The organism is Photobacterium lutimaris, from assembly GCF_003025555.1.
Classification (GTDB): Bacteria; Pseudomonadota; Gammaproteobacteria; order Enterobacterales; family Vibrionaceae; genus Photobacterium; species Photobacterium lutimaris.
Window position 1 is genome coordinate 125,637 of sequence record NZ_PYMH01000005.1, and the last position, 19,473, is coordinate 145,109.

Below are 19,473 nucleotides of genomic sequence, written 5' to 3' on the forward strand. Positions count from 1 at the left end.
ATCGGATATTGGTATTATCGGGGGTGTTGTTTGCCATTGAGTCTTAGCATGTCCCAACTTTCTGATTTTTGCCGTTCACTCTCTGTGAGTGCGGCTGCACATAATATCCGTTACCTCGTTGTTGCCAAAGGAGGAACGGACTGGGCCGCACAAGTTATAGATGCGTTTGCCCCTTTTTATGTTAATCCACTTTTTTGTGGTGAGCCGATCAGTGCTGATACGGATGCCATTCCTTTCAAGAAAGCCAAACACTGGTTAGGGCGTGAATGTCAGATGCTGACTGTCAACGGACACAATGGCCTGGATGCCCAAGCCCTTGGCGCATTATCCGGTACCGTCGTCGGCGGTGGGATCTTGCTGTTGTTATTGCCAACGGAGTGGTTCGAAAAGAGCGGTTCGAATTTTACCCAGCGGTTGAGCTTATTGCTGCAGCAGCCCGAGGTCATGATGTTGGAGCCGGGCTTGCCTTTGCCTGCATTGCCTATTGATGAATTAGCAAAAGCGGACAGCGGTGTCGAAACAGCATCTCTTCTCCCTTTTGGTACGTTGACCGCTTGCCAAGCGAGTGCTGTTGACGCTATCCGCCGGGTAGTAACAGGCCACCGTAAGCGACCTTTGGTTTTAACCGCTGATCGTGGCCGGGGAAAATCGGCGTCGTTGGGATTAGCCGCAGCAAGTTTGCTGGCCGAACGTAACATTCATATCGTGGTTACCGCACCGTCTTTTGTTGCCAGCCAGACGGTGTTTCGCCACGCTGCTGAGCAATTTGGGGTGCCGTTTAGCAACCAAAAGTTTCTCGAGCTTGGCAAAGGTTCGATCGCTTTTATCGCGCCGGATGCGTTGTTGTCAGAAAAACCAGCAGCTGATTTGGTGATGGTCGATGAAGCCGCGGCTATTCCTGCTCCTGTTCTTAATGCGCTGCTCAAGAATTATGGTCGCTTGGTTTTTTCCAGTACTGTTCATGGTTACGAGGGGACGGGACGCGGTTTTGCCGTTAAGTTCCGTCAACAACTCGATGATGTGATGCCGCAATGGCGTGCGTTTGAGATGAAGCAAGCGATCCGTTGGGCGGACAACGATCCGTTGGAAAAGTGGGTCTTCAATGCGTTGCTGCTTGATGCCGAAACAGCCGCGTCAGGACTCGATCCCAGTACGGCACACTGCGAATGTATTGATAAAGCCGAGTTGCTCCGTTCGAATAATTTACTCTCTTCTTTATTTGGCTTGTTGATTAATGCGCACTATCAAACCTCCCCTGCAGATCTGGTGAACTTACTCGATGATGACTGCTTACATATATGGGTATACCGCAATGGCGATAATGTGTTGGCATGTTGTCTGATTGTTGATGAAGGTGGTTTTTCTCCAGAGCTTGCCGAGCAAATCCAACTTGGCGTGAGAAGACCAAGGGGGCATCTGCTTGCCCAGTCTCTTGCTGCCCATCTCGGTATTTCTGAAGCCGCAACGCAACGTTCTGGCCGTATACTACGAATTGCGGTTCATCCTGAGTTTCAGCAACAAGGCATTGGTCAGCGGTTATTGTCTGCTGTCAGGTTTTGGTCACAAGGACGTTATGATTTTCTTGGTACCAGCTTTGGCTATGTAACTGAGCTTCTGTATTTTTGGCAACGCGCGGGATACCAGCCTGTTCGCTTGGGATTACACAAAGATGCCTCGAGCGGTTATCCGTCCTTGTTGTGTGTACAACCTATCGGTGAACTGAGTCAGCAGTGGTTTGCCAAAGCAAGGGTACTATTTGCGAGGGGGTTGACGGCCAATGCCTGTGAAGCCTTTCGTGACATGGCAACCGATGAGTTTCGGCCGCTGTTGGTCGAGTCGTTATCGTCTGAAGTGACGCCCGCAGCCCTTCCCAATGAATGGGTTGAACACCAGCTTTCCCTATATTGCCAAGGTGGTCTGGGATACGAATTAGTGTTGCCAGCGCTGCAGCAATATCTTTATCAGCGTTTAGCTCAAACCGGATCGCTTTCTGAGGGAGTAACATTAAACCTGGCAGTGGCGAAAGTTATTCAACGAAAAACATGGCAAGACATTGTTCATCAATTCCAACTGACCGGTCGTAAGCAAGCAGAACAAGCATTACGTGATTTTGTCAGTGCTGATTTTCAAACGCATTCTATAGCAAGGAGCGAGTAATGAAATTTGTTGTCGACACCCATAGCCATACCATTTCAAGCGGGCATGCATATAGCACAGTATTAGAAAATGCTGCAGCGGCTGCCGAGAAAGGGCTGCAATTATTGTGTGTCACGGATCACGCTTCCTCAATGCCGGGCGCACCTCATTTCTGGCATTTTGCCAATCAGAGGATCTTGCCCCGTTTTCTTCATGGCGTGGGTATCCTGCGCGGTGTTGAGGCCAACATTATGAACGTTGCCGGTGAGATCGATATTTCCACTAAAGTGCAAGGTCATCTTGACTGGGTTCTGGCCAGTTTTCATGAGCCGGTGTTTGCCCCGTCTTCGTCGGCTGTCCATACCGAAGCATTGCTTAATGTTATTCAGTCTGGTCGAGTTGATGCGCTGGGTCATTTAGGTAACCCCAATTTCGATTTCGATTTTGAACGTGTTTTGGTGGCAGCGGCAGAAGCCAATGTGTTGGTTGAGATCAATAACTCTTCTTTGTCTGGGTCTCGAATGGGGAGTCAGCCAAGGTGTGAACGTATTGCCGAAATTGGCAAAGAGGTCGGCGTGAGTTTTACAACAGGGTCTGATGCACATTTTGCTCATGACATTGGTAAGTTTGACTCTGCGCTTGCGCTGTTCGAGAAAGTTAATATTGACGAAGATTCGATTGTTTCAACCAGTGCTTCTCGGTTTATTGAGTTTCTCCAGTCTCGTGGCCATGCTTCTATCGCGGAGTTTCAGTCATTGAGGTGAGTTAATTTACACTGTAAATTTCAGCATCTTCTATGCTCTCAAAAACGGTTAATAAAGAAAGGTGGCGATGCCGCCTTTTTTGTTATCTAAATTTACACTGTAAATTCTAGCAGGAACGGTTTTACGTTTTGATTTGTATTATTTTGCCTTGTTGACTAGGATTAAAGAATCCCTCTAAATTTTGGTTTGAGTTTTGTGCTGCTTGATAGCCGAAATCCATCGATGGTGATAGGCAAAAATATAATAATAAGGAGTCAGCATGAGTTTAATAAAAGATGTTCCTCCGGTACTAAAAGACATAACTTATCCCTCTGTTTATCAAGATCCAGAGCTCGAAAAGTGCTACTCCGTAGGCCGAGGGGGTATCGCTGGACGCCTATTTGGCCAACTGCTTAGCAGTGGTGAAACTATCGATAGCTATGATTATGGCGTTAAAGTGACGGTAAACAGAATCACCCGGCATCGAATCTACTTAGAATCATCTGTTCCCTTGCCACTGACGGCCAGCTATCAACTGTATCTCCAACCGGTTGGTATGCTGGAAGGTTATTTGCGCAAAGATACAGTCTCGGTTAATAAAAAGCACCCTAATCATCGCAGCTATATGTTCATTACGGATCAGTGGTTGACGGCACATCAGTTGCGCACCATTGCACTGGTCTGACCTTGTCGTGAATATTTGGCCTAAATCAATATGCAATCTATTGTTTATGTTGGTTATATTGATATATTTCACATAAATTTGTGACTGAACAAGTACTAGGTAACTGATTTGTTACTGTAATATTGAGGAGCACCATTACTTTATTGTTCGCCAATAGCAGAGAAAAGGAGTTGATATGGCAGATCTTTTTCTGCGTATCGCTGATGATGGACAATCAGTGTTATTTGCGGCAAACGCAGACAATCAATCGGTCCCAACACGTGAGTTGTTAATCGAACAACTGATTAGCCTTGGTGCTGAGAAGTTCTATTTTTATGAAAAAGCGATAGATTCAGCTCTTGCTGTCACCATTCGTGACGATGAGCCCAGTCCCGAAACCGCTTACCCAGAGCCTATTGTTATCGCGGAGCGGCGTAATGCCAGCCTCGTGGTTAAGACTGATTCAGATTTTATGCGTGCTGCGATTACTGTCACGGCACCTTACGGCGGTAATCATGCTACTGGGGCCGATATTTTAGAAGCGCTCAAGCAGAACAGAATCGTCAAAGGCATCCGAAAAACGCAACTTCACCAGCTTTTACAGCGAGCCCAGAGCCTACAACCCGGTGAAAAACTGACCTTGCCAGTGGCTTTTGGCCGTTTACCTGAAAACGGTGTGGATGTTCGGTTCGAGTCGTTGGTCGACGATGCTAGCCAGCGTATTTTGAAACCGCAAGCGACCGATGATGGTAAGGTAGATATGCGTGATTTGGGCGAGCTAATCACGGTTAGAGCTGGCCAGACGTTGATGCGGCGCATTCCTGCGACCGAAGGTGTCGCAGGCTTTACCGTTGAAGGGAAGGCCCTACCGGCCAAACCGGGTAAGGACAGCGAGTTCCAACCCGGAGACGGGACAATTATCAGCGAACAAGACTCGAACTTGCTTCTGGCCGAGAAATCCGGGATCCCCGTTGCCAAACCCCGTGGAATGCAGGTTGATGAGGCATTGACCCTTAAAGGCGTGAATGTCGCAACAGGACATATTAACTTCGACGGTAGTATCCTGATTACCGGCGACGTAACACCAGGCATGAAGGTCACAGCTTCGGGGAATATTACCGTCGCAGGGTTTGTTGAACTGGCTGAACTGAAAGCGGGCGGCGATATTTCAATTATTAAGGGAATCATTGGCCGTAAGCTAGAAGGTAACAAGCTTGGTTGCACTATTGAGGCCGCAGGCAGTGTCACGAGTAAGTTTGCCCAGTTTGCAGATATTACATGTGGCCAAAATGCGTTGTTCACCTTGCATGTGCTTCACAGCACTATCCACGCTGAGGGTGAAGTCATTGTGATGGATCAATTCAAGCGTCAAGGGAGCTTGAGTGGTGGGGTGACTGAGGCTGGGTATAGTATCAGGGCGATCAATCTTGGTGCTCTGTCAGGTGTTCCTACGGTGGTAACTGCATTTACTAAATTTGAATGCCTGTTACAGCAACTGCAAGATAAACATCATGACTATCAGGTTGAACTGCAAAACGTCGAGAAAATTAAACAGGCTAAGCTCAAACTGTTGAAACTGCCTGAGCATAGGCGCCCAGTCGAATTGAGTGAACGGATTAACAATGCGGCGGAGCAACATAAGTCACAGATTGATTTGCTTCATGCTGACTACCAACAGTTACGAGGCGAATACGACGAGCTGCGGTCGCGGGTGACGATCACCGCACTGAATCGGCTCTATGCGGGGGTTCAAAGCTGTTTGGAAAAAGAACACCTTCTCATCACTCAAGATCATGGCCCTTCCAAACTTCATATCTTTGAACATGTCTTTCAGTGCTCGCCACTGTAACTGGGCTATTTAAATTTACAGTGTAAATCTAATTTACACTGTAAATTTGAAAGCCACTTACAAGCTTAATAATGCAGATGCGGTTGTTTAGGTAGGCGCTTCTCTTTAGATTTCTGCTCGGTGAAGAAACCTTGGAAGCCACTGACAAATAACTCTGATAGCCTTTCGAGCTGGGTTTCCGTTTCTACGCGGGTCGCAATTGTCATGACATTGAGGCTGTGGGCGGTTCGACATACTGATGAAAGTAGCTGTTTCTTCAATTCATCATTGAGCTGATGGGTATACGAAAAATCCACTTTAGCGTAGTCGGGACGGAACTCTTCGAGATAGGTCAGTGATTTGAAGTAGCGGCCATAGCCGTCCACCCCATAGCGGAATTTGTAAAAGCGAATGGCTGAGCACAATAAGCCGCAAGCATCCGGGGTCCGAATGAAACAGGCTTCTGGGATTTCGAAAAACAACCGCTGTGATAGGTGTTGGTTACGCGACAGGAGCTGATCAAGCCAGCGGTTGAAGGCTGGATCAGTGATACTGTTAATGGTGAGGTTGATGGCAAATGGCCCCCGGGCCTGATCACCATTCAAAATATTCACATGGTGGGCAATGACATGTTTATCGAGCAGTACTCCGGCTCCGACATCTTCAATCGCACCAAGAAACTGGTTGGCATTGTAGCGTGACTGTTCAGCTTTGAGCGACGAGAAAACTTCGAAGTGAATGGGTTGTTGATGTTCATTGACAACCGGCTGGTACTGATAGCTCATTGCGTTGTTGTCGATGGCGTTGAGCAATAATGATTTCCACTGCTGTTTACCAAAACTCGGTACCTGATGCTGACTATCCGCTAGCTGGATAGGCTGTGCGGGGTTGCGGGTCGCTTGAGCCAGTATATTATCCAGCTGGCCCAGGATGTGGCTAGCACTGCTGGCAGACTCAATCATCAGCAGACCCAAAAATGCACTGTCGGTGGTTTCACCACGGTATGTCTTTTCTTGTTGTCGATGTACTTCAAGCATTGCTTCGGCAACATGCATCAACTTTTGTGTTGCAATGTTGGGTAACAAAACGGCGAACTCATCATAGGACAATCGAGCTAGATAGACTTGGGCGTGGATGATGCTGGTATTAAGCTCATCGGCAAACTTACGGGTGAAGCCATCCCCTCTTTCAAAATCGTTTTGCTGATACACTTCATCAAGTAGCGTCGACTTAAGTAAAATCAGGCCACCTTGCTGTGGGTTATCGAGCCAGGCATTAAGTTGATTAATGAAATAATGGCGATTACCAAGGCCTGAGACTTTGTCCTGATAGGCCTGGGCTTTGAGTTTGTTGGCTTCATTAGCCTGTTGTTGAAAAATGTCATCGAGCTGTTTTTTAAAATGACCGAACATCTTGACCCAGGCTCTTGCCTCGATGCTATTTAATAAAACCGGTGGAAGTGAATGTGAGCGATGGCCTAGCGTCGAAGATTGCTGGGCGAGTTGGGTCAACGGTTGGAGTTTTCGTTTGAGCAGCACAAACAGTAGCAACAACACGAGTAGGTAGCCCCCGGTCCCCATTGCTAATCCTGGTAAAAGTTGGAGCCAAAACGATGCTGTAACGGTGCCTACCGGAATCGTAGCCGTAAACCGTATAGCTTGAGCACTGTTGGCGAACAAGGTACGTTGCATCGACAAAGCCGGCCAGAAAAAGTGAGGTTGCGAAGCAGTTTGAATTGATTGACGTAAAGGCGGTGATGAAAGTGATTGGTTGGATGCCAATACCAGCAGTTGTGTTTCCACCCGCGGGGAGAACCGACCGAGTTGCTCTAGCAGCATCGTATAGTTCGCTTCGGTCGGGGGGGCCGATATATCCGATAATCCCAGCCGCTGTTCAAAATAAGCGAAGCTCGAGTGAAGTTGTTGCTGTGACTGCTCAATGAGAGCGCTGCGTATACTCAGAATATGTAAAGCCATAAAGCACAGTAACAGGGCGGTGAAAGTACTCGCAATCCAAGTAAAAGTGTAGCGAAATAAGTTCATAGTGTATCTCAGCAAGCATGAAGAGAAAATGGTTGATGGGGAAGCGTTCAGGCGACTGAGGTTGTCAATTCTAGCGCTTTAATTAAGGTATCAAAATTTCCAGCTTGCAGACGAGAAGGGCCGATTAACATCTTGTTTTCTGGAGATAGTTCGAATAATAGTGTAAATCAGCCATGGATTTCATCGGGCTCTGTCTTGTGGTTCCGGCGGTGGGGGGCTAGGCTTTAAACTCTTTCTTGTCGATGTGATACTTTCGCAACTTGTCGTATAAGGTTTTACGAGCAAGTCCCAGTTCGAGCTGCACTTCCTTCAGCCTTCCCTGATGACGGTTGAGTGCATCATGAAGTACCTTGCATTCAAAATCGGCTACTCTTATCGCCAATGTTGCTGTTGGTGATTGGTCACTGCCGTGTTGATCTTGAGTGCCGATAGCCTTGGATCCCAACAAGGCATAGCGCTCGGCAAATTGCCGCAGCTCCCGCACATTTCCCGGCCAATCCTGCTCGGTCAACCACTGCTCAAGTCGCGCATCGATATGTGGGGGCTCGATGCCAAAACGGCTGCAGTCCGTACGGAGAAAGTTATGGAACAACAAAGCAATATCATCCCGCCGTTTATGAAGCGGTGGCAGATCCAATGTGATGAAACCCAACTTGAAATAGAGACTGTGCAGCAGGCCGGCTTGGCTCTGTCGGTGGTAGTCGGTATCGGCACTGACAATTACCCGAACAGATTCATTACCTTTGCATAGTGTTTCAATGAAAGCTTCCAGTGCGGGGTGAACTTGCTGAGGCGTTAGGTTGATGTGCTTAAGGTAGAGGGTGGCAAAGTGTGGTGACGGTTGAGCTCCACAGCCATATGGTTGATCTGTGTGATTGCCGATAAGCTCCCCCAGTTGCGCCTCGGCACCGGGGGCACTGCAATCAATGGTAATAAACGGTTGTTGTGGCTGTAAACCATGATCATGGACAAAGCGAGCAACCAAGGCCTTGCCACAACCACTGGGACCGTGGATAAACAGGGGGGCGTGTGTTTTTGACTGGTGAGATAAGATCCGCCTAAGCTGCTTGATGGACGGATCATTGCCCAAAATACGTGGACCGGGTCCACTCTGCACTTCAAGTTCACGCCGAAGTTCCCTGTTTTCCAGTACTAACTCACGCTTTTCGGCAGCCCGTTTGACGACATCAAGAAGGTGCTCTGTTGAAAAAGGCTTTTCGAGAAAGTCATAAGCACCAAGCCGCATGGCTTCAACGGCCATGGAAATATCCCCATGGCCAGTGAGCATGATGATGGAAAACTCGGGATCTAACGTTAGCGCCTGCTTGAGAAAGGTGAGCCCATCCATGCCGGGCATGTTGATATCGGAAATAATAACCCCTTGAAACTGATTGGCGAGCTGATCCAAGGCGGGCTTGGCGCTGGCAAAGAGTGTGACGTCGTAATCCTCCAACTCGAGTGTTTGACCCAGGGCGTGTCGAACGGACTTTTCGTCATCGATAAAGATAACTGGGGTGTTCATGGTGTACTCTCGCTCTCTAATGGTAAGCAAAGGGTAAATTCAGCCCCTCCACCGAGGTGGTCACTGACACTGAGTGTGCCATGGTAGGCGTCGATAATACGTTTTGATATAGTCATCCCGAGGCCAAGGCCGTCTGCTTTTGTGGTGTAAAATGGTGAGAAGACCTGCTCTTTTTGCTCTTGGCTTAATCCGGGACCGTTGTCCCATACCCGACATTCGGCGTGGCCTGAATGGACTGTCAGCGTGATGCCAACCTGAGGCTCCGCCTGATCTTTGAGTGCCTGCAGGCTATTTTGCAACAGGTTAACCAATACCTGTTCGAATTGCACTGCATCGATATTGATGATCACTTTGTCTGGGAAGTCCTCCAACCGAAGTACGATCCCTTGTTTGATCAGCGCGGTGTGCATTAATGATAAGGCAGAGCGGATAGAATCTCCGGCATTGGTACGAGGCGAGGCCTGCCGCAAATTTCGCTTGCGGGCAAAGATCTTGAACCGGGCAATGATGTCAGTGATCAGCTGGTTAAGCTGGATGATTTCGTCAAGATTGCCACTGACTGTATCGTAGCGCTGTTTTTCTAATAACTTCCTGCCGTTCTCGGCATAGGTCCGAATTGCTGCAAGTGGCTGGTTGATTTCATGGTTGATGCTGGCAGAAAGTTCGCCCAGCATCGCGAGCTTGGCGGCTTGCAGCAGCTCATCCTGGGTTTGTTTCAACTCCGCCTGGCTATGCTCATATTGGCTCAGAATTATTTTTAACTGTTGATTCGTTTCTTGTAACCGTCGGGTACGCTGGCTTACCCGCCTTTCCAACCGACTGTTGAGGTTGGCCAGATCGATCCTCGCCCGATAGGTTTGCCACCAGGAATGGACAGCGACGCACAGCAAGGAATAGATAAGGACAAACAACAGCAGTACCTGCCCCATATATTCAAAGGCTTTTGTTTGCGGTGTAAAGCCAAAGATGTACCAGCCTGCTTTTTCCATATCATGCTGAGCGTTGATATAGGTATGCGATGTTGTCGCGGTTGCTCCGTACAGAGTGACGGGCTGCTGGTTTAATGCCATGAGACTTTCAGCCTGGGTAAGCGCCGCAATATCAACATGGCCATACTGCCGTGATTGGTTAATCCGCTGCTTAGTGGTTTCGTCCAGCGGCGTCAGCGAGTGATAAAGCCATTGGGGTTCAGAGCTATAGAAAATGATCCCCAGGCGATCCGTAATCGCATATTCAATATCGTCGTGCTGCCAGATATCGGTGAGCAGTGACAGATCCACCTTGATGGTGAGAACGCCAACAGGCTGCCGGTTTACCGTAACCGGCGCAGAAAAATAATATCCCCGTTTATCCGACCGTGCACCTAACGCAAAGTATTGGCCGCGCTGGCCTGTAGCGGCCTGTTGGAAATAGGGGCGGTAGCTGAAGTTTTGTCCTACAAATGAATCGGGTTGTTGCCAATTGCTGGACGCGAGCGTTGTGCCATTCATATCAATGAGGTACAAGGTATCTGCACCCAAAGTTTGGCTCCACTGTGCAAGAAGCTGGTTCACGGCTTGTGATTGTTCGCTGGCCGTTGGAGTAGGGTTGCGACTGGCTAGAAGGGGAGGGAGCAACCGCGGATCACTGGCAAGGACATCGGGGAGTTGGCTGTAGCGTTCGAGTTGGCTGTCAATCTTGGTGCCAAGCTGAGTGACGTCCACAATGAGCTTATCGCTAAGGTGACGTTGGATCTGTGACAAAGTGACCCAGCTTATGAGCATTGCACCGGCGCAGCCTATCAGTAGGGCAATGCAGGCGAATTTTTTTTTACTCGACATAGGAAGGCCTTTTCTTGCCAATGTAGCAAATTCATCAGCTGGAAACGTCGAGCTTGGTTGCATAGTCATGTACTGATTGGGACTGTTAGGCTATTTACTTGTGTTTCTAGCAGACAAAGCGCACAATTTCAGCGTTTAAGAAACATCTAGAAAATGAGCGGAGATAACAATGGAATTGTCTGATATTCGTCGCGACTATACGCAAGGTGGTTTGCGCCGTCATGATTTGCCGGAGCAGCCGGAACAACTTTTCAATACTTGGCTTGAGCAGGCGATAGAAGCAAAGCTGACTGATCCGACAGCGATGACGGTGGCGACTGTCGATGAGCATGGGCAGCCTTATCAGCGTATTGTGTTATTGAAGCACTTTGATAAAGATGGGTTTGTCTTTTATACCAATTTAGGTAGCCGCAAGGCGCTGCATTTGGCTGACAACAGCAAAATTAGCCTGCATTTCCCATGGCATCCCCTTGAGCGTCAAGTGCACATTACCGGCTGTGCGGAAAAATTGTCTAAATTGGAAGTGTTGAAGTATTTCTCGTCACGGCCAAAAGAGAGCCAAATTGCCGCATGGGCAAGCAAACAAAGTGAGCGGATCTCTGCCAGGCAGGCCTTGGAAAGTAAGTTTTTCGAGTTAAAAGACAAATTTGCCAAAGGTGATGTGCCAGTACCGACGTTTTGGGGGGGGTATCGGGTAAAAATCAATTCGATTGAATTCTGGCAGGGCGGTGCAAACCGCTTGCATGACCGATTTTTGTATACCCGGACCCAAGACGAAGCGCAACAATGGGACATTGAGCGCCTGGCACCATGATCATATCAATCTATATCAATATTTGATCACCGAGTTATCCTGATTGGTATCAGTTGGCTAAGAACTAAAAGAGCAGCGATTCGCTGCTCTTTTTTTATGCTGCCAATTGCTGTTGGCTAGTGACGATGCTTACCCCTTCAGGGTGTCGAACTTTAAGGGCTTTTTCGGCACTGGAGATGGACTCGATTTCACTCACCGCTTGGATTTGGTATTTGCAAGGGATGTTGAAGTGCGGGTGTACAACATAGGTGATTGTAAATTGCTTCATAGTATTTCCAGCATATCGTTGGCACTTAGGCCGGTAAATGTAATGACTGGGCAGATTATAGATAATCCGCCCAGTACAAAAATTGATCTGGAAACAGGCTTTGGATTGCAAAAAGGCAAACTAAGTCTGCGTCTTTTGTGATTACAAATGACAAAGTTGGTCTGGTTATTCCTTTAAAATCACCGATAGCTGGCGTTTCAGCATACTTTCTGGGATATGCGAGCCAAAGCCGAGATCGAGCGCAATGTCGATCAATTCGTTCTTTGAACGGGCATTGAACTTTTCGCGCAGTCGAATCACATAATTCTCCACTGTTTTAACCGAAACACCGAGCACCTTGGCCATGTACTGTGGCTTTTTGCCATACAGCAGCAGAAAGAGGACCTCGGATTCGCGGGTATTAAGATTGATGGCGCAGTGGTTGAGATCAAGGTTGAAGGAGGCTTGTTCTTTCGGATCGATACCGGCTGCCCGGCAAATCCAGTGGCCAACTTCTAATACTGCCGTATCCTTGAGTTCGACACCTGAAAAAATGGTTCCGACGATATCGTTCTCATCATTTTTCCAAGGCGTTTTAGTGAATAAGTGTGCACGCCAGCTGCCGTCAGAATAAGGGTGGATATCCAGTACCCGCATTCTTTTTCCTGATGCCACCACAAGATTATCTTGCTCCCTGAACGCTTCTGCACATTCAACTGTCGGACTTGGCATGTCAAAATCAGTACGGCCGATACAATCTAAATGATGATCAACACCAATTATGTTTCCGTACTCGGAATTAGCATAAACGAAGACAGAATCCTTATCTTTACATCCCCAGCATCCTGGGAGCTGATTAAATATATGTAGTAAAGAGGGGTCGACTTTATTTTTCACTACGTGTGCCTGAGTTAATAGAATAGAGCAGTTGCAACAGTGAAGTTTAATTGAATAGTCAGAGGTTACAATATCTTAATGACGGGTTTTTGGACACTTTTGTAAAAAATGATAAAAAAAAGCCGACCTAATAGGTCGGCAAAGACAAGAGTTAGACTCCGAAGAGCACAATCCTGTACGACGTGTAGAAGAGGTATCCAATCAGGTTCATAATCTTTAGTATGAGGGTGTATACCAAAGTAAACCCGCTTGGCATGTATCCAATGCTGGATACTGTAGACAGAAGGCGGTAACAACCGTCTCCCTGTCGACGGAAAGCACTATAACAATAGTGCGATAGGCTAGTAAGGGGGGAAATCACCTATTGACATCCACCCGCCTGTGTGGTTGGTGTTTTTTTCTTGTGCGCTGTAAAACAAGAAGCATAAAAGTGCCCGCCTTGCGACGGATACTATTATTGTTGTGAGATGACAGTGATGGCTTGTAGAAAAACGAGAGCTTATTCAATTGCTTTGCATATTTTTGTGTCTGTCTTGACTCACTTTTTTGATGGAAAAATGAGCATCGATGGGGTGAGACAATCGCGGGTGTCTAGATATGAATACACCTGCAGGCATATGGCTTTATATTCATAATACATGGGAATTATATTTTCATGCTCAAGCAAGCTTTTATCGAATAGGAATATCTTATTAAATAAAAACGGCTAATTACGCAAGGTAATTAGCCGTTTGTAACATTGTAATACCCTTTTAGTTATTAATGGGAAATTCCCCTTAATTAATTGACTAAATTAAATGTCCTCAGCAAAGTGATCCCTACGCTACTGGTGAATATCGAGCCGAGCGTTGTAACGGCAATAATATTTGCAGCGAGGTAGGCGTTACCTCCCATATTTCGTGCCATAACATAGCTGGCAGCGGCTGTTGGCGCGGCGCTCATCAGGAAAATTAATCCAAGTTCGAGTTCCCTAAAGCCCAACCCAATACCGGCGAGAGTGATAAGCAGTGGAGCAATAATGAGTTTGCCGACACTGGCAAATTGGGTATTGGTTGGCTCTTGACGCAATTGGTTGAAGTCGAGGCTTGCACCAGTGCAAAGCAACGCCAGTGGCAGTGTCATTCCCGCGAAGTACCCTCCGGATTGAGTGATTAACTCTGGTAATGGAATAGCAAAGATGGAAAATGGAAGCGCGCACAAAATACTGATAATCAAAGGGTTTTTTATGATGGAACGAAGCAGGAAGTGTGCATTGAGGCTCGGTAAATTTGGGTTTGAACGAGATAAGGTGATCACGGCGAGGATATTATAAGCCACGGTGATGACGGCAACATACAATGAGCCGAGTGCCAGGCCACTGTCGCCGAAGGCATTACTGACATAGGCAAGGCCAATGATGCCGGTATTGGCGCGAAAAGCCCCCTGAACAACGACCCCACGATCTTGCCGCTGCTTGATGGCTTGTTTTGCCAGCAATTCGAACAGTAGATAAGTGATAATATTTGCTGCCAGTGCAAACAGAAATAAGTCAGGGTTCCCTATTTCAGAGATGTTGGAGCGGGAAACACTCAAAAACAACATGGCGGGTAAGGTTAGGTTGAAAACCAGTTTGGATCCGGTTTCGATAAATGCTTCCGTCAGCATACCGATGCGTTTGAGGTAGATCCCCAGTCCAAGCATGAGAAAGATGGGGCCGGTGATGGAAAATGAATAATGTAGTTGTGCAAGCAGTTCGGTCATGAGCGCCTATTCCTATTCAGAATGCTATTTGTAACACAATTAGCTTCGCGATAGGAAACAGGATCAAAGATCATTGTTTCGATCGATTTTTTCTGGTCTCTGAGGCTGGCAACCTACTGAAAGTAGATGGAACGATGATCAAGAGCAATGCAATAACGGACAATGTCGTTCCGACTGGAACGATGATCAAGTGAGATCACGATCTTGGCCTGTTTTCCCAGAACGATGATCAAGTGAATCCCTGGCACTGACTGGTCAAAGTGCCAGCAGCTAGCGAGGGAATTTGGGCCTAGCTCACTCACTTTTAGTTAAGAGGTTGATAAATGGTTGCTTTATCTGGTCAGTCATGGATTGGCGCTTCAAGCTTTGTTCGGTGAACATATCGATAGCTGGTTTTTAAATCAACAAAATAGCATCAGAATGACACTGGCCGTAAAATCTCCTTACTTGATCATGGTTCCGATATAACCGCTCAGGGATTCAATGCTGACAGCCATGATTGTTAGCTGGTGTGGGCTGGGTATAGCAATTGGGGGAACTATGGTATTATCTGTCTACGAATCACCGTCATATTCTTCGGTTATTTAGCATGAAAGAAAAGCTAAACACGCCAATGTTCAAACCTTCAGAAATCGTCAAACTGCCAGAGCAGATGGATCATCATAACCATGGTTACAATCAGGTGGTCATTGGCCTATCGGGGCAAACGGAATTTGATATTGAAGGGGCGGGTAATCTGGTATGCCCCGGTCAGGGGTGTTTGGTAACGGCAGACTCAGAGCATGCCTTTTCCGGCATCGGCAATAATGAAATTTTGGTACTGAATGTTGCTGCTGAGCAATTTAAGGCATCTTATTCCCAAGACCATATTGCACAGCTGTTTGATCAATCGGGTTATTTCCATCTTGATCGCCAAGCGCAGAACCTTATTCAAGCGCTGACTGCCGAGATGGCAGCCCACCCCGATGATCTGCTGCTTAGCAGAGCGTGTACCGATACCTTGATGTGCGTGCTGCATCGCCATTTCAAGCCGCTCAAACTTGATCGCCAGACCTACCGATTGAACATGGACGTGATCGATCAGTATATTCTTCAGCACCTGACCAGGAAAATTTCTGTTGCCCAGTTGGCTGGCCTGGTCTTTTTGGGAGAAAGCCAATTTCACCACCTGTTCAAAGAGCAGACAGGGGCCACCCCACATCAGTACGTATTGAACAAGCGCCTGGAGCTGGCAAGAGATCTGATTGAAGAGGCTCAGCTAAGTGTTGCTCAAGTGGCCCAGAGCACGGGTTTTGCCAGCCAGAGCAGTTTTACTCAAGCCTTTACCCGGCTGTATGGCAAGCCACCGGCGCGTTATCGCCGTGACAACCCTGCAAATTAATCTCATCATCAACATCTGCCTGTATGTTAAAACTTATAGCGGCTCTTAACTGAACCGACTGACTTTCCTGCTTTACATAGCCAAATAACTTCAAGGAGCTCTGAATCCTGCAACTTGAAGTCATTTGGCTATATACCCTTTTAGTTGCCTATCTTATCGATGGGTCGCTCTGGCGGCTTTCCACGGGCTGATCTTGCTTGATCATTGTTCCGCTCTTTCTTGATCATCGTTCTGTGTTTGCATGATTTTTCAGCAGTGTTAGGCTGCTGGTTATGGAAAAATGCATATTTTTTAAAGAATCTCTGTCTATTTTTGTTAAAAGCCGGACTTTTACTAAAAAGTATCGGAGAATATAGCAAGACTATCGGAGTGGCGGAAAATAAAATCCCCTCATTGGTAACACTGATGTAACAATTTTCTTGGGTAGGGGCTGTCAGTAACTGAAAATGCTGTCTACCTGATCCGGTACACTATTGAGGGAATCACTATGTTCAATGCGGCAGAAGTACTTCAGCCTGGGTTTATTGAGCGTCCACTGGATGAGCTCTGGTCTTTGATTTCGCCACTCTACAGCGTGGATGAATCACAATGGCTGGCGCAGTTGATGCCGTTGGCCGAGCCAACAGCGCAAGAGCGGCAGTTTACATCCGAGCAAGCCACCAGTCTGATCGAGCGGGTGCGAGCCGATCAGAACGCGATCCAGATGATTGATGCCCTGCTGCTTGAATACAGCTTGGACACCAAAGAAGGGATCTTGCTGATGTGTCTGGCTGAAGCGCTGATGCGTATCCCAGATGCCGCCACGGCCGATGCCTTGATCCGTGACAAACTCAGCGTGGCAGACTGGAAATCGCACCTGAAAAGCTCTGATTCGCTATTTGTTAACGCCTCTACTTGGGGCCTGATGCTGACCGGTAAGGTGGTGAGTTTGGATGCCAAGGAAGACGGCACGCCAAGCCATGTTATCAACCGCCTTGTTAACAAGATGTCTGAGCCGGTGATCCGCCAAGCCATGAACCAGGCAATGAAGATCATGGGTCACCAGTTTGTACTTGGACGTACCATTGCCGAAGCCATGAAAAATGGCAAAAGCAAACGTGACCAAGGCTTTACCTATTCCTTCGACATGCTGGGCGAAGCTGCCCTAACTGCCCAAGACGCTCAGAAATATTTCAAAGATTACGTGATGGCTGTTGAGGCGGTTGGTCGTGACAGCTATGCCAGTGACAGTGGTAGCAACACCCGCTCGCCTGATCCCACAGTGTCTATCAAGCTTTCAGCGTTGCATCCACGTTATGATGTCGCTAACGAAGGCCGCGTGCTGGATGAAATGTACGAGTCGGTGCTGTCGCTCCTCAAGCGTGCCCGTGAACTCAATGTCGGCATTACCATTGATGCCGAGGAAGCTGATCGTCTTGAGCTTTCACTGAAGCTATTCGAAAAACTCTACCGCTCTGATGAAGTAAAAGGGTGGGGGCGCTTTGGGTTGGTGATCCAGGCTTACTCGAAACGTGCCTTGCCGGTACTGGCGTGGTTGGCAGCATTGGCCAAAGAGCAGGGTGATGTTATCCCGCTGCGCTTGGTAAAAGGGGCGTATTGGGACAGCGAACTGAAATTGTCCCAGCAAAGTGGCTTTAGTGCTTACCCGGTGTTTACCCGCAAGGAAGCCACTGATGCCTCTTATCTGGCCTGTGCCCGATTCTTGTTGGCCTCCCACCTTAATGGTCTGATTTACCCTCAGTTTGCCAGCCATAACGCCCATACGGTATCGGCGGTGATGGCGATGGCCCAATCACACCGAAACTTTGAATTCCAGCGTCTTCATGGCATGGGGGATGCACTGTATAACCACGTGATGGAGATGCACCAGACCAACGTCAGGATCTATGCGCCGGTTGGTAGCCATAAGGATCTACTGCCGTATTTGGTTCGCCGCCTATTGGAAAACGGGGCTAACAGCTCGTTCGTTCACCGTTTGGTTGATGCCAATTGTCCGGTAGAAAGCCTGATCCAGCATCCGGTCGATACCTTGAAGTCACGTCCTACCCTGCACAACAGTCTGATCCCGTTACCGCCGCAGATTTTCGGTGACGAGCGTAAGAACTCTGCTGGGATCAACATTGATATTGCCTCGCAATGGCAGCCGTTTAGCGAATCTGTTCAGGCGTTTGCCCATCATCAATGGCAGGCCGGCCCGATTATCAATGGGGTTGCTGTCATAGATAGTGAAAGTACTGTGGCTGTGACCGCGCCGTATGACCGCCGCGAGAGCGTGGGAACAGTGGCCTTTGCTAATCAAGAGCAGGTTAAACAAGCGATTGCTATCGCAGCGGATACTTTCCCGCAGTGGTCGTGTCGTCCCGCTTCCGAGCGTGCAGAGTGTTTGCAGCGTCTGGCTGATTTGCTGGAAGCGCATACCGGTGAACTGGTGGCTCTATGTCATCGCGAAGCGGGTAAAACCATTCAGGACGGTATTGATGAAATTCGCGAGGCGGTAGACTTCTGTCGCTTCTACGCCAATCAGGCATCGCAAGAGTTTGCCCTGCCAAAACCTGTGATGGGCTTTGACGGTACTACTCGCCAGCTTAGCTATCAGGGGCGTGGCGTCTTCGCTTGTATCAGCCCGTGGAACTTCCCGCTGGCCATTTTCCTTGGTCAAGTGTCTGCCGCGCTGGCGGCGGGGAATACCGTGGTGGCCAAACCGGCAGAGCAAACTTCACTGATTGCTTTCAGAGCGATTGAGCTGATGCTTGAAGCGGGTGTACCTGCTGGCGCTATCCAGTTGTTGCCGGGTACCGGTGCTGAGGTGGGGGCGCCATTGACTGGCGATACCCGTATTGCCGGGGTGGCGTTCACCGGTTCAACTGAAACGGCCCAGCGTATCAACCGCAGCCTAGCAGCCCGTGATTGCGAGCCGGTCCCGTTTATTGCCGAAACCGGTGGTCAGAATGCCATGATTGTCGACAGTACGGCCTTGCCTGAGCAGGTCGTCCGTGATGTGGTGCGCTCTGCCTTTGCCTCAGCCGGTCAGCGCTGCTCGGCGCTGCGAGTTTTGTTTATCCAGCAGGATATCGCCGACAGGGTGATTGGTCTGATCAAAGGGGCCATGGCCGAGCTGTCGGTAGGACGTCCTGAACTGCACAGCACAGACGTTGGCCCGGTGATTGATAAAACGGCCCGCGACAAGCTGTTAACCCATATCCAGTCGCTGAAAAACCAAGCCAAGTTAGTGGCGCAGGCTGATATTCCTGCCAGCTGCCAGCACGGTGACTTTGTGCCACCGTCGGCGTTTGAAATTCCATCTATTGATGTTCTGAAAAATGAAAACTTCGGCCCGATCCTGCATATCGTCCGCTTCAAGGCGAGCGAGCTTGATCAGGTGATCGACCAAATCAACCATAGCGGTTTTGGCCTGACCATGGGTGTACACAGCCGCAATGAGCGAACTTACAGCCATATCGAGCGTCGTGCTCGCGTCGGCAACTGCTACATCAACCGGGATCAGGTGGGTGCGGTGGTTGGTGTCCAGCCATTCGGTGGACAGGGACTGTCGGGGACTGGCCCGAAAGCAGGTGGCCCGCACTACCTGTACCGCTTTACCCAAGATTGTGTTGAAGCCTAATAACCGTCGAGAGATTT

Annotated in this window: 13 protein-coding genes; 7 read left to right on the forward strand and 6 right to left on the reverse strand. The window is 48.4% G+C overall.

What is annotated here, in order from left to right:
• The first annotated feature begins 48 nt into the window (after window positions 1-48).
• From C9I99_RS12530 to C9I99_RS12545, 4 genes are all read left to right on the forward strand, one after another.
• Window positions 49-2,157, forward strand: coding sequence for a tRNA(Met) cytidine acetyltransferase TmcA (locus C9I99_RS12530; RefSeq protein ID WP_107349223.1), 2,109 nt, complete (start codon window positions 49-51; stop codon window positions 2,155-2,157).
• Window positions 2,157-2,900 (forward strand): phosphatase, encoded by a 744-nt coding sequence (locus C9I99_RS12535; RefSeq protein ID WP_107349224.1) that lies wholly within the window; start codon window positions 2,157-2,159, stop codon window positions 2,898-2,900. Before C9I99_RS12530 ends, C9I99_RS12535 begins: the two co-directional genes overlap by 1 nt.
• A gap of 259 nt (window positions 2,901-3,159) precedes the next feature.
• The gene (locus C9I99_RS12540; protein WP_107349225.1) at window positions 3,160-3,564 is read left to right on the forward strand and encodes a hypothetical protein; all 405 of its coding nucleotides are present in this window, start codon (window positions 3,160-3,162) and stop codon (window positions 3,562-3,564) included.
• A 175-nt stretch (window positions 3,565-3,739) separates the two neighbouring features.
• Window positions 3,740-5,392, forward strand: a complete 1,653-nt coding sequence (locus C9I99_RS12545; RefSeq protein WP_107349226.1) for a flagellar assembly protein A — start codon at window positions 3,740-3,742, stop codon at window positions 5,390-5,392.
• 65 nt (window positions 5,393-5,457) lie between these two features.
• On the opposite strand, the gene C9I99_RS12550 is transcribed toward C9I99_RS12545, so the two are convergent.
• From C9I99_RS12550 to C9I99_RS12560, 3 genes are all read right to left on the reverse strand, one after another.
• The gene (locus C9I99_RS12550) at window positions 5,458-7,413 is read right to left on the reverse strand and encodes an EAL domain-containing protein (RefSeq protein ID WP_107349227.1); all 1,956 of its coding nucleotides are present in this window, start codon (window positions 7,411-7,413) and stop codon (window positions 5,458-5,460) included.
• Window positions 7,414-7,630: 217 nt separating this feature from the next.
• Window positions 7,631-8,935, reverse strand: a complete 1,305-nt coding sequence (locus C9I99_RS12555; RefSeq protein WP_107349228.1) for a sigma-54-dependent transcriptional regulator — start codon at window positions 8,933-8,935, stop codon at window positions 7,631-7,633.
• Window positions 8,932-10,755: an ATP-binding protein gene (locus C9I99_RS12560; protein WP_107349371.1), complete on the reverse strand. Its 1,824-nt coding sequence runs from the start codon at window positions 10,753-10,755 to the stop codon at window positions 8,932-8,934. The genes C9I99_RS12555 and C9I99_RS12560 overlap by 4 nt, the downstream gene beginning before the upstream one ends.
• Window positions 10,756-10,924: 169 nt before the next feature.
• Here C9I99_RS12560 and pdxH point away from each other — a divergent pair, with 169 nt between their 5' ends.
• On the forward strand, window positions 10,925-11,569 hold the full coding sequence (pdxH, locus tag C9I99_RS12565) for a pyridoxamine 5'-phosphate oxidase (protein WP_107349229.1): 645 nt from the start codon (window positions 10,925-10,927) through the stop codon (window positions 11,567-11,569).
• Window positions 11,570-11,663: 94 nt separating this feature from the next.
• On the opposite strand, the gene C9I99_RS12570 is transcribed toward pdxH, so the two are convergent.
• The 3 genes from C9I99_RS12570 to C9I99_RS12580 all read right to left on the reverse strand — a co-directional run bounded on the left by C9I99_RS12570 (window position 11,664) and on the right by C9I99_RS12580 (window position 14,453).
• Entirely contained in the window at window positions 11,664-11,837 is a 174-nt protein-coding gene (locus C9I99_RS12570) for an addiction module component (protein ID WP_107349230.1), read from the reverse strand.
• Between the two features lie 165 nt (window positions 11,838-12,002).
• A complete protein-coding gene (locus C9I99_RS12575; protein ID WP_107349231.1) occupies window positions 12,003-12,713 on the reverse strand; it encodes a helix-turn-helix transcriptional regulator in 711 nt (236 codons plus the stop codon).
• Window positions 12,714-13,493: 780 nt separating this feature from the next.
• Window positions 13,494-14,453 carry an AEC family transporter gene (locus C9I99_RS12580; protein ID WP_107349232.1) on the reverse strand — a complete coding sequence of 320 codons (960 nt, stop codon included), beginning with the start codon at window positions 14,451-14,453 and terminating at the stop codon, window positions 13,494-13,496.
• A 589-nt stretch (window positions 14,454-15,042) separates the two neighbouring features.
• Here C9I99_RS12580 and C9I99_RS12585 point away from each other — a divergent pair.
• Both C9I99_RS12585 and putA read left to right on the forward strand, forming a co-directional pair.
• Window positions 15,043-15,834: an AraC family transcriptional regulator gene (locus C9I99_RS12585; RefSeq protein WP_107349233.1), complete on the forward strand. Its 792-nt coding sequence runs from the start codon at window positions 15,043-15,045 to the stop codon at window positions 15,832-15,834.
• Between the two features lie 487 nt (window positions 15,835-16,321).
• Window positions 16,322-19,456 (forward strand): bifunctional proline dehydrogenase/L-glutamate gamma-semialdehyde dehydrogenase PutA, encoded by a 3,135-nt coding sequence (gene putA / locus C9I99_RS12590; protein WP_107349234.1) that lies wholly within the window; start codon window positions 16,322-16,324, stop codon window positions 19,454-19,456.
• The last annotated feature ends 17 nt before the right edge of the window (window positions 19,457-19,473 follow it).